Raw genomic sequence first — 23,337 nt, forward strand, 5'->3', positions numbered from 1 at the left:
TGAGTGCAAACGATTGCAACACGGAAGGAGACACCATGGCCCGCCCCACCCTCAAAGACGTCGCCGCGGCCGCCGGTGTGTCCGTCTCTACCGCCTCCCGCGCCCTGGCCGGCAACCCCGCCATCGCCAGCGCCACCACCGCGCGCGTCCGCGCCTGCGCCGCCGACCTCAACTACCAGCCCAACGCCCAGGCCCGCGCCCTGCGCAGCTCCCGCACCAACATCATCGGGCTCACCGTTCCCAGCCTGGCCAACCCGTTTTTCGCCACGATGGCCCACGTCATCCAGCAGGAAGCCTCCCGCCACGGGCTGTCGACGATCATCTCGTCGACCGCCGAGGACCCCGATCAACTCGCCACCTCCCTGGGCACCCTCGCCGCCCAGCAGGTCGACGGCATCCTCGCGGTCCCCTACAACGGATCCGCCGCCGCCTTCACCCGCCTGGGCATGCCCGTCGTCCTCGTCGACCGCGAACTTCCCGACGCCCACCTGCCCACCGTCGCCTCCGACCCACGCCCGGGCATCGACGCCGCCGTCGCCCACCTCCTCGAGCGCGGACACCGCCACCTCGGCTACCTCTCCGGGCCCATGACCACCTCGACCGGCGTGGGCCGACTCGCCGCCTTCGAGGAGGCGTGCGGGAGGCATGGCGTCGATAAGCAGGAGATCTACCACGGCGGATACGACCGTTCCGACGGCTACGACGGCACCCTCGACCTGCTCGACCGCGGGGTGGAGGCGATCATCGCGGGTGATTCCATGATGTCGGTCGGCGCGCTCGAGGCCTGCCACGCGCGGCGCATCGCCATCGGCAGCGAGCTCGCGTTCATCGGCTTCGACGACAACCCGACCATGCGCCTGCAGGCCATCCCCATCACCGTCGTCGACCAGCACGTCGCCGACCTGGCGACACGCGCCCTGCACCTGCTCATCGGACTGATGTCGGGGACCTCCCCGCCGACCCCACCGACGATCCCCACCACACTCATCATCCGCCCATCCAGTGATTTCACCCGAAGGAGGTGACCCGTATGACTGCTGCGCTGCTGACCCTGGAGAAGGTCTCCAAGTCCTTCGGCCCCGTCAACGTCATCGACGAGGTCAGCGTCTCCGTCCACCCGGGCCAGGTCACCGCCCTGCTCGGGGAGAACGGCGCGGGCAAGTCGACGCTGATCAAGATGATGTCGGGCGTGCACCAGCCCGACTCCGGCCGGATCATCGTCGACGGCCAGCCCACCACCCTGCCCACCACCAAGGCGGCCGAGGCCCTCGGCATCGCCACCATCCACCAGGAACTCAACCTGGTGCCCACCATGTCCGTCGCCGAGAACGTCATGCTCGGGCGCACCCCGGAGAAGTTCGGCCTGGTCAACTACCGCGAGCTGCGCCGCCGCGCCCAGGCCGCCCTCGACATCATCGGTGTCAACGTCGACCTGGACACCCCGGTCGGCGAGCTCGGCATCGCGCGCCAGCAGCTCGTGGAGATCGCCAAGGCCCTGTCCATGGAGGCGCGCATCCTCATCCTCGACGAGCCCACCGCCGCGCTCACCGGACACGAGATCGACCAGCTGTTCACCGTCGTCGACGACCTCAAGGCCAAGGGCGTGGGCATGGTGTTCATCTCCCACCACCTCGACGAGATCGCGCGGATCGCCGACACCGTCTCCGTCCTGCGCGACGGTGAGTTCGTCGCCGAGGTCCCCGCCGACACGCCCGAGGAGGAGCTGGTCCGCCTCATGGTCGGCCGCGACATCGACGACCAGTTCCCGCGCGTGGTCCCCGAGGTCGGGGACGTGCTTCTCGACGTCGACTCCCTCACCGCCGCCGGCCGCTTCCAGGACGTCTCCTTCCAGGTCCGCGCCGGTGAGGTCGTCGGTGTCGCCGGCCTGGTCGGGGCCGGGCGCACCGAGGTCGTCCGCGCCATCGCGGGTGCCGACCCCATCGACTCGGGCACCGTCCGCATCGCGGGTAAGGACCTGCGCCACAACGACATCGCCGAGGCCATCCGCCGCGGCGTCGGCCACGTTCCCGAGGACCGTAAGGCCCAGGGACTGGTGCTCGGCGCCGACGTCGGGGAGAACCTCGGCCTCGCCACCCTGCGCTCCACCGCCAGGTTCGGCCTCGCCGACCGCCGCGGCCAGCGGCAGCGCGCCGCCGAGGTGGCCGAGAAGCTGCGCATCCGCATGGCAGGCCTCGACCAGGAGATCCGCAACCTCTCCGGCGGCAACCAGCAGAAGGCCGTGTTCGGCCGCTGGGTGCTGGCCGGCTCGAAGGTCCTGCTGCTCGACGAACCCACCCGCGGCGTCGACGTCGGCGCCAAGGTGGAGATCTACAACATCATCAACGAGCTCACCGCCGCCGGGGGTGCCGTCCTCATGGTCTCCAGCGAGCTGCCCGAGGTCCTCGGCATGTCGGACCGCGTGCTCGTCATGTCGGGCGGCCGCCTCGCCGGTGAGCTGCCCAACACCGCCTCCCAGGATGAGGTGATGGCGCTCGCGGTCTCGCAGGTCGACGACGCCCTGACCTCCGACACCCTCGACGAACTCGACAAGGAGAACCGATGACCACCGGACGTAAGGTGCTCAACTGGGTGATGAACAACGGTGCCCTGGTGGGGCTCGTTGTCCTGTGCATCGCCCTGTTCATCGCCACCCCGCACTTCCTCACCGTCAACAACTTCCTCAACATCGGCATCCAGGCCGCGACCGTGGCGATCCTGGCGTTCGGCATGACCTTCGTCATCGTCACCGCCGGCATCGACCTCTCGGTCGGTGCGGTCGCCGCCCTCGGCGCCATGGTCTCGGCCTGGTTCTGGGTGGACGCGGGCCTGCCCGGCTGGCTCACCCTCATCGCCGGCCTGGCCACGGGCCTGCTGGCCGGCGCGATCAGCGGTATCGCCACCGCCTACGGCAAGCTGCCGGCCTTCATCGCCACCCTGGCGATGATGTCCATCGCCCGCGGCGCCACCCTGGTCATCTCGCAGGGCTCTCCCATCGCCACCGCGCCCACCGTCAACTGGCTGGGCAGCACCGTGGCGGGCATCCCGATCCCCATCGTCATGATGGTCATCGCCGGTTTCGTGTGCTGGTTCATCCTCTCCCGCACCGTGCTGGGCCGCTCGATGTACGCCATCGGCGGCAACGTGGAGGCCGCGCGTCTCTCCGGCCTGCCGGTGAAGAAGATCCTGGTCACCGTCTACGCGCTGTCGGGCCTGTTCGCCGGCCTCGCCGGTCTGGTCATGGCCGGTCGCCTGTCCTCGGCGCAGCCGCAGGCCGGTGTGGGCTACGAGCTCGACGCCATCGCGGCCGTCGTCATCGGCGGCGCCTCCCTGGCCGGCGGTACCGGTAAGGCCACGGGCACGCTCATCGGTGCCATCCTGCTGGCCGTCATCCGCAACGGTCTCAACCTCCTCAACGTCTCCTCCTTCTGGCAGCAGATCGTCATCGGCCTCGTCATCGCCCTGGCCGTCGGCTTCGATGTGCTGCGCAAGAAGACCACCACCTAACAATCCCCGAAAGGACATCCCATGTCTGTCGCACGTAAGTCCCTCGCCATCGTCACCTCCGTCTCCCTCGCCTTCGGCCTGGTCGCCTGCAACCGCGACTCCGCCGGTGAAGGCTCCGTCACCCTGGCCCTGTCGACCCAGACCAACCCCTTCTTCGTGCAGCTGCGCGACGGCGCCCAGGCCAAGGCCGATGAACTGGGCATCAACCTCAACATCCAGGACGCCTCCGACGACGCCTCCACCCAGATCAACCAGCTCAACAACGCGGCCACCTCGGGCACGGATGTCGTCATCGTCAACCCGACGGATTCCGACGCCGTCGTCCCCGCCGTCGAGGCCCTCAACAACGCCGACATCCCCGTCGTCGCCGTCGACCGTTCCTCCAACGGCGGCGAGGTCGCCTCCTTCATCGCCTCCGACAACGTCGCCGGTGGCAGGCAGGCGGCCGACGCCCTGGCCGCGGCCATCGGTGAGGAGGGCGAGGTCATCGTCCTGCAGGGCATCGCCGGTTCCTCCGCCTCCCGCGACCGCGGGCAGGGCTTCAACGAGGGCATCGCCGCGTACCCGAACATCAACGTCGTGGCCACGCAGACCGCCGGCTTCGACCGCACCCGCGGCCTCGACGTCGCCTCCAACCTGCTGCAGGCCCACCCCAACGTCAAGGCGATCTTCGCCGAGAACGATGAGATGGCCCTCGGCGCCCTCGAGGCCCTCGGCGCCCGCGCGGGCGAGGACGTCATGGTCGTCGGCTTCGACGGCACCGACGACGGCCTCGCCGCGGTCAAGGACGGCCGCATGGTGGCCACCATCGCCCAGCAGCCGGGTGAGCTCGGCGCCCAGGCCGTGGAGCAGGCGAAGAAGATCCTCGACGACCAGACCCCGGATTCCGAGGTCCCGGTCGAGGTCGTCACCGTCACCCGCGAGAATGTCGGTGACTTCGAGTGACCGAGCCTGTTGAGGTGGTCGTCGTCGGCTCGATCAACGCCGACCTGAGCGTGCGCGTTGCCCGCCACCCGCACCCCGGGGAGACCCTCCTCGGGTCGGGTGGGGTGGTCACAGCCGGTGGTAAGGGCGCCAACCAGGCGGTCGCCGCCGCACTCCAGGGTGCGCGGGTGGCGATGGTCGGCGCGGTCGGCGATGACCCCTACGCCGCCCCCGCCACCGCCCTGCTTCACGACGCCCACGTGGACCTCACCGCCGTCGCCACCGTCCCCGGCACCACCGGGCTGGCCGTCATCACCATCGACGAGGAGGGCGAGAACACCATCGTCGTCGTCCCCGGCGCGAACGCACTGGTCGACGCCGCCTTCGTCGAGGAACGCGCCCCGCTCATCAAGTCCGCGCAGATCACTCTCCTGCAGGGCGAGATCCCCGCGGAGGGCTTCGCCGCCGCCGTGGGCCTGAGCTCCGGGCGTGTCGTGGTGAATCTGGCTCCGGTGGTGGAGGTGGACGTCGATAAGCTCCTGCGCGCCGATCCCCTCCTGGCCAACGAGCACGAGGCCGGGCTCGTCCTCGACATGCTCGGGGCGGGTATCTCCTCGCAGGATCCGGAGGACCTCGTCTCCGCGCTTATCGACGCCGGCTTCCCCTCCGTCGTCCTCACCCTCGGCGCCCGCGGCGCGATGGTCGGCGAGGCAGGCGGTATCACCCCGATCCCGACGCCCCGGGTCACCCCCGTGGACACCGTCGGCGCGGGTGATGCCTTCGCCGGGGCCCTGGTCGCGCGCCTGGTGGCCGGGGATGACCTGGTCACCGCCGCCGAGCACGCCGCGCGGGTGGGGGCGTTCGCCACCACCCGGCACGGTGCGCAGAGCTCCTACCCGGGGCCGGGTGATGAGCTTGCGTAGGTCCGGCATCCTCCACTCCGACCTGGCGGCACGGATCAACCGGCTGGGGCACACCGACACCGTCGTCATCGCCGACTGCGGGCTGCCCGTCCCGGACGGGGTCCCGGTCGTGGACCTGGCCCTGGTCTTCGGCATCCCCCGCTTCGCCGAGGTCCTGGAGGCCTATCTCGCGGAGGTCGTCGTCGAGGCTGTGACCCTCGCCGCGGAGACCCCGGCGGAGGTGCGTTCACTGCTGCCGCAGGTCGACGCCACCGAGGTCAGCCACGAGGAACTCAAGCAGTTGGTGGCAGATGCATCCTTTGTCATCCGCACCGGCGAGACGACGCCGTACGCGAACGTCATCCTGCACAGTGGGGTGCCGTTCTAGAAGGCTATCCTCCGTACACCTGGGTGAGAATGCCCGGGTGGAGGATCCTCTCCTCGGAGGTCTCGAAGACCCCGAGTTCGGTGGCCAGTCGATCGAATTCGGTGACCTCTGTCGTCGACAGAGCCACATGCTCACGGTTACTCTGCATTCGCACCTCCGGTCGACGTGTTAGCCCATACTGTAGCCCGTCTAGGAGACGGTTACCTTGTCTTCAACAACCGCGGCGTCGTTTTGTTCCTCGGCCAGCGGGAACCGGCGGGCGATGGAGGCGTAGACGGCGCCGGTGATGTTGTGCAGGACCGCGGCGACGGCACCCGGCAGCGCCGCCTCGGGGCTGAAGAACTTCGCGGACATACCGGATGCCAGACCGGCGGACTGGGTGCCCACCTCGACGGCCATGGTGCGGTTGTTGGATTCGGGCAGGCGGAAGATCTTGCCGGTGAGGTAGCCGAGGATGTAGCCGAAGACGTTGTGCAGCAGGACGGCGACGAAGACGATCGCGCCCACGGCGGCGAGGCGCTCGGTGTTGTTGGCCACGGTCGGGAAGACGACACCGCCGATGCCGAGGATGGAGATCCACGGCAGCACCGGGGAGATGAGGCCGATCCACCTGTCCAGGAAGTAGCGCAGGACCAGACCGCCGATGACGGGCAGCAGGACGGTCTGGACGAGGGTCAGTGCCATGCCCGCGCCGTCGACGTCCGTGCGCTGGTTGGCCAGCGTCAGCATGAGCATGGGGGTGACGATCGGCGAGAGCAGCGTCGACACCGAGGTCATGGCCACCGACAGGGCGACATCACCCTTGGCCAGGAAGGTGATCACGTTGGAGGAGGTGCCACCGGGCACCGAGCCGAGCATGAGCAGGCCGACGGCCAGGGCCTCGTTGAGTCCGAGCATGCGGGCCACGGCGATGGCGGCCAGCGGCATGATGACGAACTGGGCGATGACGCCCAGCAGGATCGCCCAGGGGCGGCGGGCGATCTCCTGGAAGTCCGGGATCGTCAGGGTCAGGCCCATGCCGAACATGATGATCATGAGGAAGTACGTGATGTACTGCGACAGCGGCTGGAAGGGCGCCGGGAAGACGAAGGCGATCGCGGTGCCGACGAGAATGAACAGGGGGAAGGCGGTGACCGCAATCGCGGCGGAGCGGTCCTCGCGGGACCGGAACACGGCAGACATGAGTCCTCCAGTGGAGATGATGAGGTCTCCTGCCAGCAGCTCGTGACCGGTGCCAGAAGAAAATGTCGCGGCGGGTGTGCGCTCAGAACACTATAAAACTGTCAGGAACGCACCATGTCCATGAGGTGGCCGAGAATGCGGGCGCCGTCCACGCGCAGCCCGTTGTGCTGATAGTCGGCCGTCTCCCACACCCGGATGTCGCGGAAGTGGGAGGCGGTGTCCAGGGAGAGTTCGCGGGGGACGAAGATGTCGTCGCGGTAGACGGCCGCCGCGCACACGGCCGAGGTCTCTCCCAGCGCAGCCAGGTCATACTGCGGTTCCCAGTCGGTCATCGCCAACTTATCGGCCACCGCCTGGAAGGCATGCAGGGCCGGGTCCTCCGCGAACTGCCAGGGGTAGATGTGCTCGCCGGTGAGGAAACTGCCCTCCTCGGAGAACTCGGCGAATTCCTCGCGGACGCGATGGGCGGCCCACTCGGGCACGCCGGGGTAGATCGTCTCGTGGATGACGGCGTAGAGCGGGGCCGATTCGAAGGAGAGCCGGCCGGACAGGTCCGCGAGGACGTCGCCGCGCAGGCGTTTTTCGCCGCGGAGGTGGTGGAAGGGGGCGTCGAGAAGCAGGGCGAGGTTCTCGAAACCCGCACCGCGTCCCAGTTCGATGCCGATGGTGCGGAAACGACGCGAACTCAGGCGCTCGCCGGTGGGCAGGCGCTCATCCGAGTTGTCCAGGTGGTGGCAGATCTCGCGGATGCGTTCCTCCGCGAAGGGCACGGCCTCGTGGAACTGCCGGTGCCGGGCGGCGAGCTTGGGGTAGGTGGCGCGGTAGATCTCCTCCGCGGGGCCGAGACCGGGCAGGCCCCCGGTGAGGTAGGCGTAGCGGATCGCGTCCGGGTGCGCCGAGAGGTAGGTGGTGATGCAGAAGCCGCCGAAGGACTGGCCGAGCACGTCCCAACGCTCGAATCCGAGGTGCTCGCGGAAGGCCTCGGCATCGGCGACGATGTGGCTGGCGCGCAGGTGGGAGAGGTGGGCGGCGTCGAGAAGCGCGGGGTCCGCGAAACGGTCGAGGCGGGTGGAGCGGCCGGTGCCGCGCTGATCGAGCAGGAAGACGCGGTGGTGCTCGAGGGCGAAGGGCAGCCAGCCGTCGAGGGGTATCTGGCCGGGAAAGCCCGGACCGCCCTGCAGGAAGAGCAGCGGTGGCAGCGAGTCGTCGCGGGAGAGCTCGCGGCAGAACACCTCGATGGTCTCCCCCGGCACCCAGGGACGGGTGAGTGTGTGGTCGCGGACAGTGATTCCGTCGTACATTGCACCTACTTTAGAGGGTATGGATGATCTCCTCACCGCCGGCCGGATGCAGTTGAGCCCCGCCGGAGCCCACGTGACCAGCACCGAGACCGACCTCGGGGAGCTGTTCTACCTCTCGTCGACCACGGGTTTCCCGATCCGCGGCGGTATCCCCGTCATCGCGCCGTCCTTCGCCGAGCTCATGGAGGGCCGTCCGCGGCACGGTTTCGCGCGCACCGCGGACTGGCGGGTGACCACCGACGGCATGGGATTCAACGCCCAGCTGGTCAATGACGGCCTCCACCTCACCCTCAGCGTGCGGGAGCAGGCCGACGGCATGCGCATCGAGCTGCACATGCGCAACGAATCCACCGACACCCGTCGCGTGCAGATGGGGTTCCACCCCTATTTCCTCGTCTCGGATGTCCGCGAGATCAGCGTCGAGGGTCTCGGCGAGCCGGTGCTTATCGACGCCCCCGTGGACCGCATCTTCGCCGAGAACGGGGAGGTGCGGATCGTCGATAAGCAGCGGGTGATCACGGTGACCCCGGAAGGATCGGATGCCACCGTGGTGTGGAATCCCGGCGAGGCCGACATGCCTGATGTCGGCCCCGGGGAGTGGAGTCAGTTCGTGTGTGTCGAACCGGCGATCCTGGGTGCGGACCGCGACGGTGTCGACCTGGCGCAGGATGAGCAGCTGCGCCTGGCGATGACCGTGACGGTCAGCCCTTCCTGATCGTCAGCTGCCAGGAGGCGTCACCGGTGGCGTGGAAATCGGTGACCTCGTGGCCGTTGTTGGCGGCCCACTGCGGGATGGTCTCGGTGCCCTGCGTGCAGTCGAAATCGATAACCAGTTCCTCGCCGGACTCCAGGGTGGCCAGCACGTCCTTGGTCTCGATGAGCGGGAAGGGGCACACGGCACCCATCTGGTCGAGGGCGTAGCGGCCGTCACTGAGGGGGCGGGCCTTGGTCACGCGCGGGGCGGTCTTGAGGGCGACGGCGCCGGTGGCCACCTGCAGGTCGAGGACGCGGTCCTCGGCGGAGGCGGGGTTGTCGAGGGATTCCTCGGTGGAATAGGTGTCCACCTGGGCGGGGGTCTTGGCGGGCTTGAGCCAGAGCTTGGCACCGGCGCCGACACCGAGGGCGATGAACAGCAGGGCGATCCAGCCCTGGTAGCTGAACAGGGCCGTCTGGACCATGCCGTTGCCGACGGTGCAGCCACCGGCCAGGGCGGCGCCGACACCCATCATGGTGCCGCCGACGATGGCGCGGGTGGCGGTGGAGGCGTCCGGGACACGCAGGCGGAACTCGCCGGTGGCCTTGGCGGCGGCGAAGGCGCCGATGAACAGGCCGAGGACGAGCATGACTCCCCAGTCGATGCGCTCGAGGTCACCGGTGGTGAGGAAGTTCGCGATGTTCGCCGAGGGGGTGGTGATGCCCAGGCCGGAGTTGCGGCCTGCGGCAGCCGACAGCGGCCACGCGATGACGCCGATGAGGCCCACGAGTGCGCCGGCGGTGTAGAGGTGCAGGGGGCGCTTCCAGAAGGGGACGTTGAGGCGGGCGGCCTTCTTCTCCGTGGCCAGGTAGTGGCGGGCGGCCAGGGCGGTGCCGATGGCCAGCGGGACGGCGAAGAACCAGGCGGAGACCCCGAAGCTGGCGGGCAGCGTGGTCAGGGAGGTCTCATACGAGCTCAGGCCGGTGTTGAGCCAGTTCAGCGCGCCGGTGTTCATGGCCGCGGCGGACAGGGCGTAGAAGACCAGCGCGAACCAGGAGCCGATGAGGCCCTCGGCGGAGCGGAACCACGTGCCGGAGGCGCAGCCACCGGCGAGGATGATGCCCAGGCCGAAGACGAAGCCGCCGAGGATGACGGCGATGGGGGCGAAGGCGGATTCCCGCGGGGTGATGATGCCGGCGCTGGTCAGGGCCGCGATGCCCACGGCGTGGACGGAGATGACGATGAACAGGGCGACGGTGGTGCGCCACGTCTTCTGCAGGAAGATGTCGCGGAGCATGCCCGTGACACAGAACCGCCCGCGCTGCATGACGATGCCGAGGACTGCTCCCACGGCCAGACCGGTGAGGATCATGCGATCCGCCTTTCGTGTGATGAATCGTTGACTGAACAGGAAGGTACATGATCGTGGACTATTCTGTCTAGTTTTACAGACCGATTAGTTCAGTCGACGGTGGGACTATCCTTGTTTCCCATGATGGAGACTCCCCCGCCCCGGCCCAGCGCGTGGCAGCTGTTCACCGCCTTCCACGCGCCCGGCCCCCGCTGGCCCGGCGCGCTGCGGGCCGGACTGGCCATGGGACTGCCCGGCACGGTGGCGATCCTCCTCGGCTTCGAGGCGGAGCTGCTGCTCATCGCCGCCGGCTCCTTCACCGTCATCCACGGGGAGGGCTACGCCTACCGCGCGCGGTGGAAGGTGCTTTTGACCGCCGGGGCGCTGTTCGCCACGGGAGCGGTGTCGGGGGCGTTCGTGGGCACCGTGGTGTGGGGGCAGATCGAGGCCGGGGCCACGCGGTGGTGGTTGCTGCTCACCGTCGCCTTCGCCACCTCCATCGCCGGGCTGGGGATCTACGTGGCCAATGCCCTCCGCCTGCCCCCGCCGGGCCCCTGGTTCCTCCTCCTGGTCACCGGCGCCTCGACGATGACCTACCGCCTGGGGCTCAACCCCGTCGAGGTGGGGGCCTGGGCGCTGATCGGCGTCGCCAGCTCCATCGTCGTCGGCATGTCCCCCGCCCTGGTCAACCCGCGCGGTCCGGAGACACGGGCGGTCGCCGTCCTCGAGGAGATCGTGGCGGACCTGCGCGGGAAGGTCAGCGTGGAGAAACTCCACCAGGCGCAGACCGCCCTGAGCAACGCCTGGGTCACCCTCGGCGACGCCGGGGCCATCTACGCCGGGCGCATCAACGACACCTCCGGCCTGGCCGAGCGCACCCTCGCCGCGCAGGCCAGGCTCGTCGGCACCAGCAGCCAGGCCGTCGATGAACTCACCGACTCCCGCCTCTACATCGACGTGGACCGGGTGAAGGTGCCGCACGCGCGGCCGTCGATCAGCTACCGCCTCTACCGCTCCGTCCACCGCGACAGCCACGCCATGATGACCGCCACCCGCGTCGTCCTCGCCTGCCTGGGCGCGGGCGTGCTGTCCATCGCGCTCGGCTTCAACCGCCCCGACTGGGCGATCGTCTCCGCGCTGCTCATCCTGCAGTGGGGGCCGGACAAGATCCCCGGCACCATCCGCGGCATCCACCGACTCATCGGCTCCGTCCTCGGCGTCATGGTGTTCGGCGCGCTGTATCTTCTCGACGTCCACGCCTGGACCCTCATGCTCGCCCTGTCCGTGTGCCTGTTCTTCTCCGAGATCTTCGTGGTGCGCAACTACGCCGTCGCCGTCATCTTCACCACTCCCGTCGCCCTCATGCTCGGCGGGGCACTGGGGGCGCCGCTGGAGCAGACCATGCGGGAGCGCGTCATCGAGATCCTGTTCTCCGTGGTGTTCGCCCTGGTCCTGCTGTGGTTGTTCCGCCCCGATGCCGAACCCGCCCACCATCTGGGCCTGCAGAACAACTGCCGCCGGGCGATGGAGTCCCTGCTCGGCGCGCTGTTGACCTCCACCCCGGAAGAGGCCCTCGACCAACGCCGCGACCTGCAGTACGAGCTGCTCAGCGAACGCCGCGCCGCCCAGTCCCTGGCCCGCAACAACCCCGACATCGCCCACGAGCGCTGGTCGGAGCACCTGGAGCTGCAGCGCGCCGGTTACGCCCTGCTGGACTGGTGCGCCGCCGAACCCGACACCCGGCTGCCGCTGGGCGACATCCAGGCACTGGCCGAGCGGATCAGCTGAACAGCACCCGCTGCACGTCCTCCTGCCGGGCGGGGCGCAGACCCCAGGCATCGAGCCCGACATCCACCAGGCCGCGGCCGGTGTCCGGGGCCTCCGAGTGGAGGTGGCCGTGGACGAGGAACTCGGCGTGCAGGCGCACCTCATCGTGGCGCGAGGGCATGCCGGGATGGTCCATCCCCGGGCGCGGAAAGTGGTTGAGGTAGACGGTGTTCCCCTGCCACTTGAGCTTCTGGTAGGCCTGCACCGAGTGGAACACGTCGAGGAACATCCGCTGCGTCTTGTGGGAGGAGCGGTGGATGGGGTGGCAGGAGTCGTGGTTGCCGGGCGTCAGATGCATCTCCAGGTGCGCGCCGTGGACCTTGAGCAGCTGCAGCGCGCGCCGCTCCTCCTCGGAGGAACCGCGCGAGAGGTCGCCGAGAATCCACAGGCGGTCGCCCTTCGGCAGGTTACGGATGCCCGCCAGCACCGCCTCATCATGCTTATCGACGTCATCGAATCCCCGCAGCCGGGCCACGAAATGGTGCCCGAGATGCAGGTCGGAGGTCAGCCAGACGTTCACAGTTCCTCCAACGCCTGCCTGAACACCTCGACGGGCTGCGCACCGGAGACCGCCAGCTGTCCGTCGAAAACGAAGAAGGGCACGCCCTGCACCCCGATCTGCCGGGCCAGGGCGATGTCCTCGGCGACCTCCTGCGCGTACATGGTGGGGTCAGCGAAGACAGGTTCTGCATCGAGCCCGACCCCGGCTGCGATCTCGCTCAGCGTCGCGTGGTCGGCGATGTTGCGCCCGTCGGTGAAGTAGGCGCGTTTGACCGCCGCGTCCCACTCTTCCCCCTTCCCTTCCTCCCGGGCGAGGATGCCCAGGCGGTGGGCGTCGAGGGTGTTGACCATGTGGGTCTCGCGCCAGTTGAACTCCAGCCCGACCTCCGCCGCGCGGGCTGCCAGCCCGTCGTTCATGGCGATGACCTGGTCCTCGCTCATGCCTTTACGTTTCGTGAGGTAGTCCAGCGCGCTGTCCGTCGACTCGCGCGGCGCATCCGGATCGAGCTGGAAGGCGCGCCAGACGATCTCGACGTCCTCGCGGCCGTCCAACGCCAGCGCGAGGTGCCGCTCCCCCAGCGTGCAGAACGGGCAGATGTAATCGGACCAGATGTCGATGCGCATGGCCCCATTCAAGCACGACCCGGCACCATGTGACCGGGGCCACGTACAGTGGGTAGCAACCATCAACCGGAAGGAATACATCATGAGTGACACCCCCACCCGCGAGGACATCGTCAAGGAGATGCGCGACGAGCGTTTCGTCATGCTCACCTCCGTCTCCGACAGCGGCCGCCTGCACTCGCACCCGATGACCCCGCTGGAGGTCACCGATAACGCGGACGCCTACTTCTTCGTCAAGCTCGACACCGGCCACGCCGACAACCTGCGCCACGATCAGAACGTCAACCTGGCGTTCACCGACAACTCCACGTGGCTGTCCGTCTCCGGCACGGTGGCCTTCCTGGAGGGCGAGGAGCGCACCCGCAAGGTCGACGAGCTGTGGTCGGACGCCTCCGAGGCCTACTTCTCCGGCCCCTCCGATCCGCAGCTCGGCGTCATCCGCGTGTCCACGGAGACCGCGCAGATGTGGAACCAGCAGGGTGGGGCCATCGGCGCCCTCGTTGACTTCGCCCGGATGAAGATCACCGGTGACAAGCCCTCCGGCGAATCAGGCACCGTCACGCTGTAGAAACATGCGGGGACTACGATGATTCATCATGCCCCCGAAACCCCCGTCCATTTCCCCGCACTATCCGCATGATTTGCACCCCGGTCTGGTCCGGGGCATCGACGTCGGCGAGCAGCGCCACCGCTTCGGCCTCGACCGCATCGTCTTCTTCGTCACCGCCGTGGCCGTGGTGTCCTTCATCGCCTGGGGTGTTCTCGCCCCGGAGTCGGTGTCGAACGCCTCGGCCACGGCCTTCGACTGGGCCATCGTCAACGCCGGGTGGTTGCTCAACGTCACCATGGCCCTCGGCCTGGTGGTGATGCTCTACATCGGGTTCTCCCGCCTGGGACGGATCAAGCTGGGCACGGACGACGCCGAGCCTGAGTTCTCCCGCTTCTCCTGGGTGGCCATGATGTTCGGCGCCGGCATCGGCGTGGGCATCTTCTTCTACGGCCCCTCCGAGCCGCTCGCCTACTTCGTCTCCCCGCCGCCCCACACCGTGGAGGCCGGGACCTCTGCCGCCGTCCACCAGGCCGTCGCGCAGGCGCACTTCCACTGGGGGCTGACCCCGTGGGCCATGTACGCCCTGGTCGGTGGCGCCATCGCCTACTCCTCGTATCGACGCGGCCGCGTCCCCCTCATCTCCTCCGTGTTCAAGCCGCTGCTGGGTTCCCGCAGCACCGACGGGGTGGCGGGCCGGATCATCGACATGATGGCCATCGTGGCCACCCTCTTCGGTACCGCCGCCACCCTCGGACTGTCCGCCGTGCAGATCGGCCAGGGCGTGGAGATCGTCTCCGGGGCGGGTCCGATGACCAACAACACCCTGTTGATCATCATCGGCATCCTTTCCGTCGGCTTCATCATCTCGGCCGTTTCCGGAGTGGCCCGCGGCATCCGGTGGCTGTCGAACATCAACATCACCCTCACCCTCGGGCTGGTGGTCTTCGTCTTCCTGCTGGGTCCCACCCTGTTCCTGCTCAACCTCATTCCCTCCGGCGTCGCCGTCTACCTCGATGAGCTGCTGCCGATGATCTCCAAGTCCCTGTCCTGGGGCGACGAGACGGTCGAGTTCCAGGGCTGGTGGACCGCGTTCTACTGGGCCTGGTGGATCGCCTGGACCCCGTTCGTCGGCATGTTCATCGCCAAGATCTCCCGCGGCCGCACCCTGCGCGAGTTCGTCCTGGTCACCATGCTCGCCCCCACCGCCATCCTCATCCTGGCCTTCACCATCTTCGGTGGCACCGCCGTGCGCCTGAGCCAGAACGGCGTCGACGGTTTCGACGGCTCCGCCTCCCCGCAGCAGGTGCTCTTCGACATGTTCGGCCAGCTGCCCCTGGCGTCGGTCACCCCCTTCATCCTCATGGCCGTGCTGGCGATCTTCTTCATCACCTCCGCCGACTCCGCCTCGGTGGTCATGGGCACCATGTCCTCGCGCGGCAACCCCTCCCCCAACAAGCTCGTCGTCGTGTTCTGGGGCCTGTGCATGATGGGCATCGCCATCGTCATGCTGCTCGCCGGTGGCGCCACCACGCTCACCGCCCTGCAGAACCTCACCATCCTCATCGCCCTGCCGTTCTCCCTCGTGCTCCTGGCGATGATGGTGGCCTTCGTCAAGGATCTGCGCACCGACCCGGCGGCCATCCGCCGCACCTACGCCCGCACCGCGGTGGAAAACGCCGTGGTCCGTGGCCTGGAGGAGCACGGAGACGACTTCGAGCTGGCCGTCTCCTCCGCCCCCGACGGACGCGGTGCCGGCGCAGAGTTCGACTCCACCGCCGACAAGGTCACCGAGTGGTACCAGCGCACCGACGAGGACGGCAACGCCGTCGACTACGACTACGACACCGGTGAATGGGCCGACGGCTGGACCGCAGAGGACAAGGATCAGTAGCCACAAACTGGTAACAGCGGCTGCGAAGTTCTTTACTCCCCTCCCCTCACCACCTAGCATGTGATCTAGGTAACAAAAGCGAGAGGAGTGAGCGGTCGTGGATCTCAAGCAGAGGGCCCGTACGGAGCAGTTCACCGTCGAACTCGTCCGCGCCATGCCCCACCTGACCGTCAGCCAGGCGGTGTCCGCCGCCATGCAGCTGTCAGAGTCCATGGAGCTGCCCCGCTTCGACGAGTTCGGATCCCTTCTCACCCTGGTCACCGGCCTGCAGCTGCGCCCCGCCTTCGAGTGGCAGCTCTTCGGTTATGAGCCCGTGGACCAGGCCCTTCCCATTCGCCTGGAGGTGCCCCACGAGCCCGGTCGCGATCAACGGATCCACTTCGAGGACCACTACCTGGCCACACACACCCGGCGCGCCCACCCACCGGGCGTGCACCTGCCGGACTACCGCGACTCGGTCGGCGGGTGGCGCAAACGCCTGGGGTACGTGACCCAGCCGTCGCTGGAGTACGTCGCCTTCACCTCCGCGGCCGCGAATCGGAAGATCCCGATGCGGCGCGTGGAGATGCTGGGCAATCTGTGGAAGATCGGGGCCGTCGCCACGTGGGAGTCGGACCGCGAGGGGCGGACCTCCTGGTGTCACGTGGCCGGGCATCCGCTGCCGGGGCAGTCCCCGCACCCGGACATGAACGAGCATGACGCCTGGTACCACCTGCGGATCCACCCGGACATCGGGCGCGACGTCATCGTGGAGATCGCCCGCTGCCTGGCCGAGATATTTCTCGGCTACGTGGAGAAGCTGTGGGATCCGCCCCCGGGCGAGGGCTCGCAGTGCGGGCCCGAATCGGAGGCCGCCGCCTACATCGCGCTGGAGCGGCTGTGGATTCCCCAGCGCAGTCGACGCACCGACTGGTACCGTCGCTACACCGCCGGGGAGCCGATGCCGGCCGACTTCCGCTGGAACGCCGTGTTCCGGGCGGCGGAGCAGATCGAGGACCTCCTGCGTGGGGATACCGCCCCCGTCACCGCCTATGCTGGAAGGGAGTGACTGTCGGGCGAGACTTCTTAAGGAGCGGTGGTGCAGCAGTACACCACTGGTGAGCAGAATCTGGCGGTGAGCTTCGCGTTCATCGCCGGTTTCGTTGACTCGATCGGATTCATCTTCCTCGGCGGCGTGTTCCTGTCCTTCATGTCGGGCAACACCACGCGCATCGCCACCGCCTCCGTCGAGGGCAACCCCGATCTGGCCTGGTTGGCCGGTTCCGCGGTGGTCTTCTTCCTCCTCGGCGTCATGCTGGGCGCGCTGGTGCGCCGCCTGGCCCAGCGCCGCGTCCCCGCGGACCGGGTCCGCGAGGTGGTCATGATCACCATGTGCGGTCTGTTCACCCTGGCCGCGGTGCTCGTGCTTATCGACGTCCCCCACGCCGCCATCATCGTCGCCTCCCTGGGCATCGGTTCGATGAACTCCATCTTCGAACGCCAGGGGGAGGTCTCCATTCCGCTGACCTACATGACCGGCACGCTGGTGAAGATGGGGCAGCGTTTCGTCGACGCCTTCTTCGGCGGTTCCCACGCCGCGTGGCTCGGACACCTGAAGATGTGGGCGGGGCTGACCGCCGGCGCGTTCACGGGCGCGACCGTCTACCACTGGCTGGGTATCCACGCGCTGTACGTGGTGGCGCTGTTGACCTGGGCTGTCACCGCGGTGTCGTTGCTGTGGCGCATGTGGCAGCGCCGCCATGCCACCGGCGCCGTGGTGAAACTCACGGTGGATCCCTTCTAGGGCCCCGCAGCGGTAGGGTGTCCGACATGCGCAACGTCCACCGAATGCTGCTGGCGGGTGCCATCACCCTGGCCGCGGTCACGGCCCCGACATCGGCCCGGGGTGTCGAGATCCCCGCAGGGTCCGACGCCGCCCTGCGGGATCTGGTCATCAGCTCCAACGCCGACCCCGCCTCCTCCGGTTCCGCGCTCACCGGCCTGCTCAGCTCCCTGTCCCTCATCGGTTCCTCGGAGCTGCCGCTGGCAGGGCCGTTGACGTCGAGCGATGACCGCTATCCCATGGAGTACGGGGAGGACTTCGCTGCTGCGCGGATCGTCGATAAGCAGGTGGAGATCCCCGCCGAACGGGTGGAGCGCTGGTTCATCGAGTCCCCCTCCATGGGGAGGGTCATCGAGGTCCAGGTGAAGAAGGCCGCGGACCCGGCGGCCCCGGCCCCGCTCATCTACATGCTCGACGGCATCGGGGGATCCACCCCGAACTCCGGGTGGATCAACGGCGGCGGCGCGGAACGGGTCTTCGGCGACGAGGACGCCACCCTCATCATGCCCACCCATGCCGCCGCGTCCCTGTACTCCGACTGGATCGCGGACGATCCGCAGCTGGGCCGCAACCAGTGGGAGACGTTCATCACGCAGGAACTGCACCCGCTGCTGCGCGCCGAACCTGAGCTCAACCACAACGGCCACTCCGCCATCGGCGGGCTGTCCATGGGGGCGATCGGGGCCGTGCACATCGCCAACACCCACCCGGACATCTTCGACGCCACCTTCGGCATCTCGGGCTGCTATTCCCCCACCGACCTGGTCGGGCGGCAGATGGTCACCCTGGTGGTCGGCTCCCGCGGTGGTGAGGTGGAGAACATGTGGGGCCCCTTCGGGTCCGCGGAGTGGATCCGGCATGACACCGTGGCCAACCCGGCAGGGCTGCGGCACCAGGCTGTCTACCTGTCGGCCGCCGACGGATCCTTCACCGAGGAGGTGGCCGCCGCCTACGACGAGGACCCCTTCTTCCACATGTCGTCCGGGGCCGTCCTCGAACGCGGCGTGCTCATGTGCACCGAAAAGCTCGATCGCGCGATGCGCGAGGCCGGTATGGAGCACCAGGTGGTGGACTACGCGGGCCCCGGGGCGCACAACTGGGAGAACTACAACGCGCAGTTGCAGCCGGCGTGGGACGCCATCCGACACGCCCTCTACTAGCACTTTGTTACGGATGTTTCGTTTGGGAGACAGATGACATAACAGCAGCCATGCGGTAATTTCAATGCCATGTCCCAGAATCGCTGCCGCCGCGTGGTGGCCCTCAGTGCCGCCACCACCCTTGCTGTCACCCTCATCCCTGCCGCCCAGGCCCAGGAAGAATCCTCCAGCGACGGCTCCATGCGCGACGCCGTCGTCAGCTCCTTCGAGGACCCCGCCTCCTCCGGCTCCTCCCTCGACGCCGCCCTGAGCTCCCTGTCCCTCATCGGTTCCTCCCAGTGGGCCCTGCCGGACATGTGGCGTGAGCCCGATGACAACTACCCCCTGCCCACCGTCGATACGATCGACGCGGTGGAGCTCGTGGAGATTCAGCAGCAGGGTGAGCGCCTGGAGCGCTGGGTGGTGGCCTCGCCGTCCATGAAGCGCAACGTCGAGGTGCAGATCTGGCACTCCGCCGACCGCACCGTCCCGGCCCCGATGCTCTACATGCTCGACGGTGTCGACGCCCCGCGGGGCAACGGCTGGCTCGGTTCCGGCACCGCCCGCGAGGTCTTCGCCGAGGAGAACGTCACCCTCGTCATGCCGACCCAGGCCCGCGGCTCCAATTACTCCGACTGGGTCGCAGAGGATCCGGCGCTCGGCGTCCACATGTGGGAGACCTTCATCGTCGAGGAACTCGCTCCCCTGCTGGAGAGCTCCGATGAGTTCACCTTCAACGGCAAGCGCGGCATCGGCGGACTGTCCATGGGCGCCAACGGTGCCGTCCACCTGGCCAACACCAACCCGGAGCTTTTCGACGGTGTCTTCGGCATCTCCGGCTGCTACTCCCCCATGAGCCCGGTCGGCCGCCAGATGGCCAGCTTCGTCGTCACCTCGCGCAACGGCGACCTGGACAACATGTGGGGACCCTACGGTTCCGAGGAGTGGATCCGCCACGATGCCGCCCGCAACCCCGAGGGTCTGCGCGACCAGGCCGTCTACCTGTCGGCGGCCGACGGCACCGTCACCCCCGAGGAGCAGGAGTTCTACCAGAACTACGAGATCACCAGCATGGCCGTCGGCGGCCTGCTCGAGCGCGGCGTGCTCACCTGCACGCAGGAACTCGACTCCGCCATGCAGGCAGCCGGCATGGACCACCACGTGGTCAACTACAAGCAGGGCGGCGCCCACAACTGGATCCAGTTCAACCAGGAACTGCAGCCGGCCTGGGACCACATCAAGCCGGCCCTGGATGTGACCGACTAATTACTCCGGCTGCGTCCGGAGGGTCTGGCTGGGGGTTTCGCCGAAGCGGCGTCGATACGCGGAGGAGAAACGCCCCAGGTGCGCCACGCCCCACGTCAGGGCGATGTCGGTGACGGTGACGCCGCTGGCCGGATCAGCCGCGGCCAGTTCCTCGTGGATCACCGACAGCCGGACCCCGCGCAGATACTCGACGGGGCCCACCCCGTACTCCTCCCGGAAATCACCCTGGAGGGTACGCACCCCGCACCCCGCCACCTGGGCGATCTCCCCCACCGTCCACGGCCGGGCCGGATCGGATTCGAGGGCGTCGACCGCCCGGCGCAGGCGAACCGGCGTGGCGCGGGGCCCGGCGGGACCGTGCTCCGCCAGCACCATCGCCAGGCCGGAGGCCAGGGCCGCCGCCAGGTTGCGCCGGAACAGGGAGTGGCCGACCAGGTGCCCGTCCCCGGACATGACGCTCTGACAGATGTCCTGCCACTCGCGGCCCGCGCCACCGCGCAGATCGATGACCGTCGGCGTGCTGGCCGTGAACACTCCGGCCAGTTCCAGCTGGTGCCGCAGGTAGTCGGCCCCGAGGCGCACGCCCAGCATGGTCACCTCCGCGCCCCACTGCGGGAACTGCACCTTCGTGTCCGGCGGGCACACCACGGCCTGCCCGGTGCTCGCCTGCCCGCGGCCGCGTGAGCTGCGCACCCCGAGCCGGCCCCGCAGCGGGATGTTCACCGCGAAGGCACCGGGGTGTTCCGTCTCCACGGTCACCGCCGCACCCCAGTTGAGCCGGACGAGGGAGACTTCCCCGAGGTCACGGCTGACCAGGCCACTCTCCCGCAGCAGCACCTGAGACTCCATGGTCACCGTGTGCGGGAAGTAGTGCTCCTCCGTGACCCGGGACAGCTCCCGGAAGGACCGCGGTCGTGCCTCGCAGTCGCTCACCATATCCTCCTCTACCTGCGCCAATTCGCATTGCGGACAAGCGTGCGCTCAGTGGATTTCGCCTGTGATCCAGGTTTCCTACTCTCACTTATGTGACCCCGATCATAAACACAGTGAGTACAGAAAGGACACCCCATGGCTGAGACCACATCGTCACCGCCACCCCCGTCACTTTCCGCGGGGAAGAAACTGCGCAACGTCTTCGGACAGTTCGCCAGTGGTGTCACCGTGGTCACCACCACCTCCGCGGACGGCACCCCCCACGGAGCCACGGTCACCGCCTTCACGTCGATTTCGCTGGAACCGCGCCTGTGCCAGGTGACGCTCACCCGCACCTCCAAGGCCTGCGCCATCCTCGCGGACAACACCTTCGCCGTGAACATCCTCGCCGCCAGCCAGGACGACGTCGCCCTCCACTTCGCCGGGCGCCCCCGGTCAGAACCCATCGAGTGGGCGGAGCATGAGATCGCCCCCTCCCTGTGCGGCAATCTGGCCACCCTGTGGTGCCGGCCCTTCGCCCAGTTCGACGGCGGCGACCACATCATCTTCCTCGGCGAGATCGTCGACGCCGAGATCGACGAGGACCACGACCCCCTCCTCTTCTTCCGCTCCACCTTCCACGCGCTCGGCCCCACCTCCCACGACGGCCTGTGGAACCACAGCGGAGACGACCCCCTCACCGGCTGGTTCGGCGCCAACGCCGAACTGCGACCCATCACCTAGACACCCAGGAGCATCACCCATGATCCCCTTCGACGGCACCACCAACCCGGCGGCCGACCACCCGTCCAACCAGAAGCAGAACTACGCCTCCCGCCCCATGACCGGCGACGAGTACATCGAGTCCCTCCGCGACGGCCGCGAGGTCTGGCTCCACGGCGACCGCGTCAAGGACGTCACCACCCACCCCGCGTTCCGCAACTCCATCCGGATGGTCGCCCGTCTGTATGACGCGATGCACGAGGGTGAGCACGTCGATAAGCTCACCGTGCCCACCGACACCGGCAACGGCGGCGTCACCATGCCCTTCTTCAAGGCGCCGACCACCACCGATGACCTGCTCAAGGAGCGCGACGCCATCGCCACCTGGGCGAAGCTCACCTACGGCTGGATGGGCCGCAGCCCCGACTACAAGGCCTCCTTCCTGGGCACCCTCCACGCCAACAAGGAGCTCTACGAGCCCTTCGGTGACAACGCCGAGCGCTGGTACCGCGAGTCACAGGAGAAGGTCCTCTACTGGAACCACGCCATCATCAACCCGCCCGTCGACCGCCAGCTCCCGCCGGACGAGGTCGGCGACGTGTACATGAAGGTGGAGAAGGAGACCGACGCCGGGCTCATCGTCTCCGGCGCGAAGGTCGTGGCCACCGGTTCCGCCATCACGAACTACAACTTCATCGCCCACTACGGGCTGCCCATCAAGAAGAAGCAGTTCGCCCTCATCTGCACCGTCCCCATGGACGCCCCCGGCATCAAGCTCATCTCCCGCGCCTCCTACGCGCAGAACGCCGCCGTCACCGGCACCCCCTTCGACTACCCGCTGTCGAGCCGCATGGACGAAAACGACGCCATCTTCATCTTCGACAAGGTGCTCGTGCCCTGGGAGAACGTGTTCATGTACGGCGACGTGGAGAAGATCAACGCCTTCTTCCCGCAGTCCGGCTTCCTGCCGCGGTTCACCTTCCAGGGCTGCACCCGCCTGGCCGTCAAGCTCGACTTCATCGCCGGCCTGCTCATGAAGGCCCTCGACGCCACCGGCTCCGGCGGCTTCCGCGGCGTGGAGACCCGTGTCGGCGAGGTCCTCGGCTGGCGCAACCTCTTCTGGTCACTGACCGAATCCATGGCGCGTGACCCCGAGGAGTGGAAGAACGGCACCCTCCTGCCCAAGCTCGAGTACGGCCTGACCTACCGCATGTTCATGATCCAGGGCTACCCGCGCATCAAGGAGATCATCGAGCAGGACGTCGCCTCCGGCCTCATCTACCTGCCGAGTTCCTCCGTCGACTTCCAGACCCCCGAGATCCGCCCCTACCTGGACAAGTACGTCCGCGGCTCCGACGGCATCACCGCCGTCGACCGCGTCAAGGTGATGAAGGCCCTGTGGGACTCCATCGGCTCCGAGTTCGGCGGACGCCACGAACTCTACGAGCGCAACTACTCCGGCAACCACGAGAACGTCAAGCGTGAGCTGCTGCTCGCCGCCAACAACCGCGGGTCCGCCGCCGAGATGCGCGGCTTCGCGGAGCAGTTCATGTCCGAGTACGACCTCGACGGCTGGACCGTCCCCGACATGATCTCCGGCGACGACGTCTACGCCTACGGCAAGAAGTAGAGAAAAGATGCTTATCGACGCCCACGTGGGGCGTCGATAAGCATCCTTCTAGTCGCTGTCCGTGGACAGCGCCGCGACGAAAGCCTCCTGCGGCACGGAGACGGAACCGATGTTCTTCATGCGCTTCTTACCGGCCTTCTGCTTCTCCAGGAGCTTGCGCTTACGGGAGATGTCACCGCCGTAGCACTTGGCCAGGACGTCCTTGC

24 protein-coding genes are annotated in these 23,337 nt (G+C 68.1%); 16 read left to right on the forward strand and 8 right to left on the reverse strand.

Going from position 1 to position 23,337, the window contains the following annotated elements; genetic code table 11:
* Positions 1–35 precede the first annotated feature (35 nt).
* From Q4F73_RS03405 to rbsD, 6 genes are read left to right on the forward strand one after another with little or no spacing between them, the layout of a single operon-like run.
* The gene (locus tag Q4F73_RS03405) at positions 36–1,025 is read left to right on the forward strand and encodes a LacI family DNA-binding transcriptional regulator (RefSeq protein ID WP_303357945.1); all 990 of its coding nucleotides are present in this window, start codon (positions 36–38) and stop codon (positions 1,023–1,025) included.
* Between the two features lie 5 nt (positions 1,026–1,030).
* Entirely contained in the window at positions 1,031–2,563 is a 1,533-nt protein-coding gene (locus Q4F73_RS03410; protein WP_303357946.1) for a sugar ABC transporter ATP-binding protein, read from the forward strand.
* Complete coding sequence (locus Q4F73_RS03415; protein ID WP_303357947.1) at positions 2,560–3,504, forward strand: ABC transporter permease; 945 nt, start codon at positions 2,560–2,562, stop codon at positions 3,502–3,504. The genes Q4F73_RS03410 and Q4F73_RS03415 overlap by 4 nt, the downstream gene beginning before the upstream one ends.
* Positions 3,505–3,525: 21 nt before the next feature.
* Positions 3,526–4,449, forward strand: coding sequence for a D-ribose ABC transporter substrate-binding protein (locus tag Q4F73_RS03420; RefSeq protein ID WP_303357948.1), 924 nt, complete (start codon positions 3,526–3,528; stop codon positions 4,447–4,449).
* A complete protein-coding gene (locus Q4F73_RS03425) occupies positions 4,446–5,351 on the forward strand; it encodes a ribokinase (RefSeq protein WP_303357949.1) in 906 nt (301 codons plus the stop codon). The genes Q4F73_RS03420 and Q4F73_RS03425 overlap by 4 nt, the downstream gene beginning before the upstream one ends.
* Complete coding sequence (gene rbsD / locus Q4F73_RS03430) at positions 5,344–5,718, forward strand: D-ribose pyranase (RefSeq protein WP_303357969.1); 375 nt, start codon at positions 5,344–5,346, stop codon at positions 5,716–5,718. The genes Q4F73_RS03425 and rbsD overlap by 8 nt, the downstream gene beginning before the upstream one ends.
* A 4-nt stretch (positions 5,719–5,722) precedes the next feature.
* On the opposite strand, the gene Q4F73_RS03435 is transcribed toward rbsD, so the two are convergent.
* From Q4F73_RS03435 to Q4F73_RS03445, 3 genes are all read right to left on the reverse strand, one after another.
* Positions 5,723–5,866 (reverse strand): hypothetical protein, encoded by a 144-nt coding sequence (locus Q4F73_RS03435; protein ID WP_303357950.1) that lies wholly within the window; start codon positions 5,864–5,866, stop codon positions 5,723–5,725.
* 41 nt (positions 5,867–5,907) lie between these two features.
* Positions 5,908–6,900, reverse strand: a complete 993-nt coding sequence (locus Q4F73_RS03440; RefSeq protein ID WP_303357951.1) for a bile acid:sodium symporter family protein — start codon at positions 6,898–6,900, stop codon at positions 5,908–5,910.
* Between the two features lie 101 nt (positions 6,901–7,001).
* On the reverse strand, positions 7,002–8,201 hold the full coding sequence (locus Q4F73_RS03445; protein ID WP_303357952.1) for an alpha/beta fold hydrolase: 1,200 nt from the start codon (positions 8,199–8,201) through the stop codon (positions 7,002–7,004).
* 19 nt (positions 8,202–8,220) lie between these two features.
* Here Q4F73_RS03445 and Q4F73_RS03450 point away from each other — a divergent pair, with 19 nt between their 5' ends.
* Complete coding sequence (locus Q4F73_RS03450) at positions 8,221–8,916, forward strand: D-hexose-6-phosphate mutarotase (RefSeq protein ID WP_303357953.1); 696 nt, start codon at positions 8,221–8,223, stop codon at positions 8,914–8,916.
* On the opposite strand, the gene Q4F73_RS03455 is transcribed toward Q4F73_RS03450, so the two are convergent.
* The gene (locus tag Q4F73_RS03455) at positions 8,903–10,267 is read right to left on the reverse strand and encodes a YeeE/YedE thiosulfate transporter family protein (protein ID WP_303357954.1); all 1,365 of its coding nucleotides are present in this window, start codon (positions 10,265–10,267) and stop codon (positions 8,903–8,905) included. The genes Q4F73_RS03450 and Q4F73_RS03455 overlap by 14 nt on opposite strands.
* Positions 10,268–10,387: 120 nt before the next feature.
* Between Q4F73_RS03455 and Q4F73_RS03460 the strand changes: the two genes are divergently transcribed.
* On the forward strand, positions 10,388–12,034 hold the full coding sequence (locus tag Q4F73_RS03460) for an FUSC family protein (protein ID WP_303357955.1): 1,647 nt from the start codon (positions 10,388–10,390) through the stop codon (positions 12,032–12,034).
* On the opposite strand, the gene Q4F73_RS03465 is transcribed toward Q4F73_RS03460, so the two are convergent.
* Entirely contained in the window at positions 12,027–12,593 is a 567-nt protein-coding gene (locus tag Q4F73_RS03465; RefSeq protein ID WP_303357956.1) for a metallophosphoesterase, read from the reverse strand. The genes Q4F73_RS03460 and Q4F73_RS03465 overlap by 8 nt on opposite strands.
* A complete protein-coding gene (locus Q4F73_RS03470; protein WP_303357957.1) occupies positions 12,590–13,198 on the reverse strand; it encodes a DsbA family protein in 609 nt (202 codons plus the stop codon). The genes Q4F73_RS03465 and Q4F73_RS03470 overlap by 4 nt, the downstream gene beginning before the upstream one ends.
* Before the next feature lie 82 nt (positions 13,199–13,280).
* On the opposite strand from Q4F73_RS03470, the gene Q4F73_RS03475 reads away from it, so the two are divergent.
* The 6 genes from Q4F73_RS03475 to Q4F73_RS03500 all read left to right on the forward strand — a co-directional run bounded on the left by Q4F73_RS03475 (position 13,281) and on the right by Q4F73_RS03500 (position 19,866).
* On the forward strand, positions 13,281–13,766 hold the full coding sequence (locus Q4F73_RS03475) for a pyridoxamine 5'-phosphate oxidase family protein (RefSeq protein WP_303357958.1): 486 nt from the start codon (positions 13,281–13,283) through the stop codon (positions 13,764–13,766).
* Positions 13,767–13,794: 28 nt separating this feature from the next.
* A complete protein-coding gene (locus Q4F73_RS03480) occupies positions 13,795–15,639 on the forward strand; it encodes a BCCT family transporter (protein ID WP_303357959.1) in 1,845 nt (614 codons plus the stop codon).
* A 97-nt stretch (positions 15,640–15,736) separates the two neighbouring features.
* Positions 15,737–16,687, forward strand: a complete 951-nt coding sequence (locus tag Q4F73_RS03485) for a hypothetical protein (RefSeq protein WP_303357960.1) — start codon at positions 15,737–15,739, stop codon at positions 16,685–16,687.
* 30 nt (positions 16,688–16,717) lie between these two features.
* The gene (locus Q4F73_RS03490; protein ID WP_303357961.1) at positions 16,718–17,422 is read left to right on the forward strand and encodes a YoaK family protein; all 705 of its coding nucleotides are present in this window, start codon (positions 16,718–16,720) and stop codon (positions 17,420–17,422) included.
* Positions 17,423–17,448: 26 nt separating this feature from the next.
* On the forward strand, positions 17,449–18,621 hold the full coding sequence (locus Q4F73_RS03495; protein WP_303357962.1) for an alpha/beta hydrolase family protein: 1,173 nt from the start codon (positions 17,449–17,451) through the stop codon (positions 18,619–18,621).
* A gap of 69 nt (positions 18,622–18,690) precedes the next feature.
* The gene (locus tag Q4F73_RS03500; RefSeq protein ID WP_303357963.1) at positions 18,691–19,866 is read left to right on the forward strand and encodes an alpha/beta hydrolase family protein; all 1,176 of its coding nucleotides are present in this window, start codon (positions 18,691–18,693) and stop codon (positions 19,864–19,866) included.
* On the opposite strand, the gene Q4F73_RS03505 is transcribed toward Q4F73_RS03500, so the two are convergent.
* Entirely contained in the window at positions 19,867–20,799 is a 933-nt protein-coding gene (locus tag Q4F73_RS03505) for an AraC family transcriptional regulator (protein WP_303357964.1), read from the reverse strand. It lies immediately after the preceding gene.
* Between the two features lie 135 nt (positions 20,800–20,934).
* Here Q4F73_RS03505 and Q4F73_RS03510 point away from each other — a divergent pair, with 135 nt between their 5' ends.
* Positions 20,935–21,522: a flavin reductase family protein gene (locus Q4F73_RS03510; RefSeq protein WP_303357965.1), complete on the forward strand. Its 588-nt coding sequence runs from the start codon at positions 20,935–20,937 to the stop codon at positions 21,520–21,522.
* A 19-nt stretch (positions 21,523–21,541) separates the two neighbouring features.
* A complete protein-coding gene (locus Q4F73_RS03515) occupies positions 21,542–23,131 on the forward strand; it encodes a 4-hydroxyphenylacetate 3-hydroxylase family protein (RefSeq protein ID WP_303357966.1) in 1,590 nt (529 codons plus the stop codon).
* 48 nt (positions 23,132–23,179) lie between these two features.
* Here Q4F73_RS03515 and Q4F73_RS03520 read toward each other — a convergent pair.
* Positions 23,180–23,337: hypothetical protein (locus Q4F73_RS03520; protein WP_303357970.1), on the reverse strand; the 158-nt coding region annotated here is incomplete at its 5' end.

Source organism: Corynebacterium sp. (assembly GCF_030535495.1).
GTDB lineage: Bacteria > Actinomycetota > Actinomycetes > Mycobacteriales > Mycobacteriaceae > Corynebacterium.

What these genes read in the sequence shown, in the direction of transcription:
- Q4F73_RS03405 (WP_303357945.1), top strand. Translation starts at nt 36, where the DNA reads ATGGCCCGCCCCACCCTCAAAGACGTCGCCGCGGCCGCCGGTGTGTCC.
- Q4F73_RS03415 (WP_303357947.1), top strand. Translation starts at nt 2,560, where the DNA reads ATGACCACCGGACGTAAGGTGCTCAACTGGGTGATGAACAACGGTGCC.
- Q4F73_RS03420 (WP_303357948.1), top strand. Translation starts at nt 3,526, where the DNA reads ATGTCTGTCGCACGTAAGTCCCTCGCCATCGTCACCTCCGTCTCCCTC.
- Q4F73_RS03510 (WP_303357965.1), top strand. Translation starts at nt 20,935, where the DNA reads ATGGCTGAGACCACATCGTCACCGCCACCCCCGTCACTTTCCGCGGGG.
- Q4F73_RS03515 (WP_303357966.1), top strand. Translation starts at nt 21,542, where the DNA reads ATGATCCCCTTCGACGGCACCACCAACCCGGCGGCCGACCACCCGTCC.
- Q4F73_RS03495 (WP_303357962.1), top strand. Translation starts at nt 17,449, where the DNA reads ATGCGCAACGTCCACCGAATGCTGCTGGCGGGTGCCATCACCCTGGCC.
- Q4F73_RS03500 (WP_303357963.1), top strand. Translation starts at nt 18,691, where the DNA reads ATGTCCCAGAATCGCTGCCGCCGCGTGGTGGCCCTCAGTGCCGCCACC.
- Q4F73_RS03435 (WP_303357950.1), bottom strand. Translation starts at nt 5,866, where the DNA reads ATGCAGAGTAACCGTGAGCATGTGGCTCTGTCGACGACAGAGGTCACC.
- Q4F73_RS03440 (WP_303357951.1), bottom strand. Translation starts at nt 6,900, where the DNA reads ATGTCTGCCGTGTTCCGGTCCCGCGAGGACCGCTCCGCCGCGATTGCG.
- Q4F73_RS03460 (WP_303357955.1), top strand. Translation starts at nt 10,388, where the DNA reads ATGATGGAGACTCCCCCGCCCCGGCCCAGCGCGTGGCAGCTGTTCACC.
- Q4F73_RS03480 (WP_303357959.1), top strand. Translation starts at nt 13,795, where the DNA reads ATGCCCCCGAAACCCCCGTCCATTTCCCCGCACTATCCGCATGATTTG.
- Q4F73_RS03475 (WP_303357958.1), top strand. Translation starts at nt 13,281, where the DNA reads ATGAGTGACACCCCCACCCGCGAGGACATCGTCAAGGAGATGCGCGAC.
- Q4F73_RS03445 (WP_303357952.1), bottom strand. Translation starts at nt 8,201, where the DNA reads ATGTACGACGGAATCACTGTCCGCGACCACACACTCACCCGTCCCTGG.
- Q4F73_RS03410 (WP_303357946.1), top strand. Translation starts at nt 1,031, where the DNA reads ATGACTGCTGCGCTGCTGACCCTGGAGAAGGTCTCCAAGTCCTTCGGC.
- Q4F73_RS03450 (WP_303357953.1), top strand. Translation starts at nt 8,221, where the DNA reads ATGGATGATCTCCTCACCGCCGGCCGGATGCAGTTGAGCCCCGCCGGA.
- Q4F73_RS03470 (WP_303357957.1), bottom strand. Translation starts at nt 13,198, where the DNA reads ATGCGCATCGACATCTGGTCCGATTACATCTGCCCGTTCTGCACGCTG.
- Q4F73_RS03455 (WP_303357954.1), bottom strand. Translation starts at nt 10,267, where the DNA reads ATGATCCTCACCGGTCTGGCCGTGGGAGCAGTCCTCGGCATCGTCATG.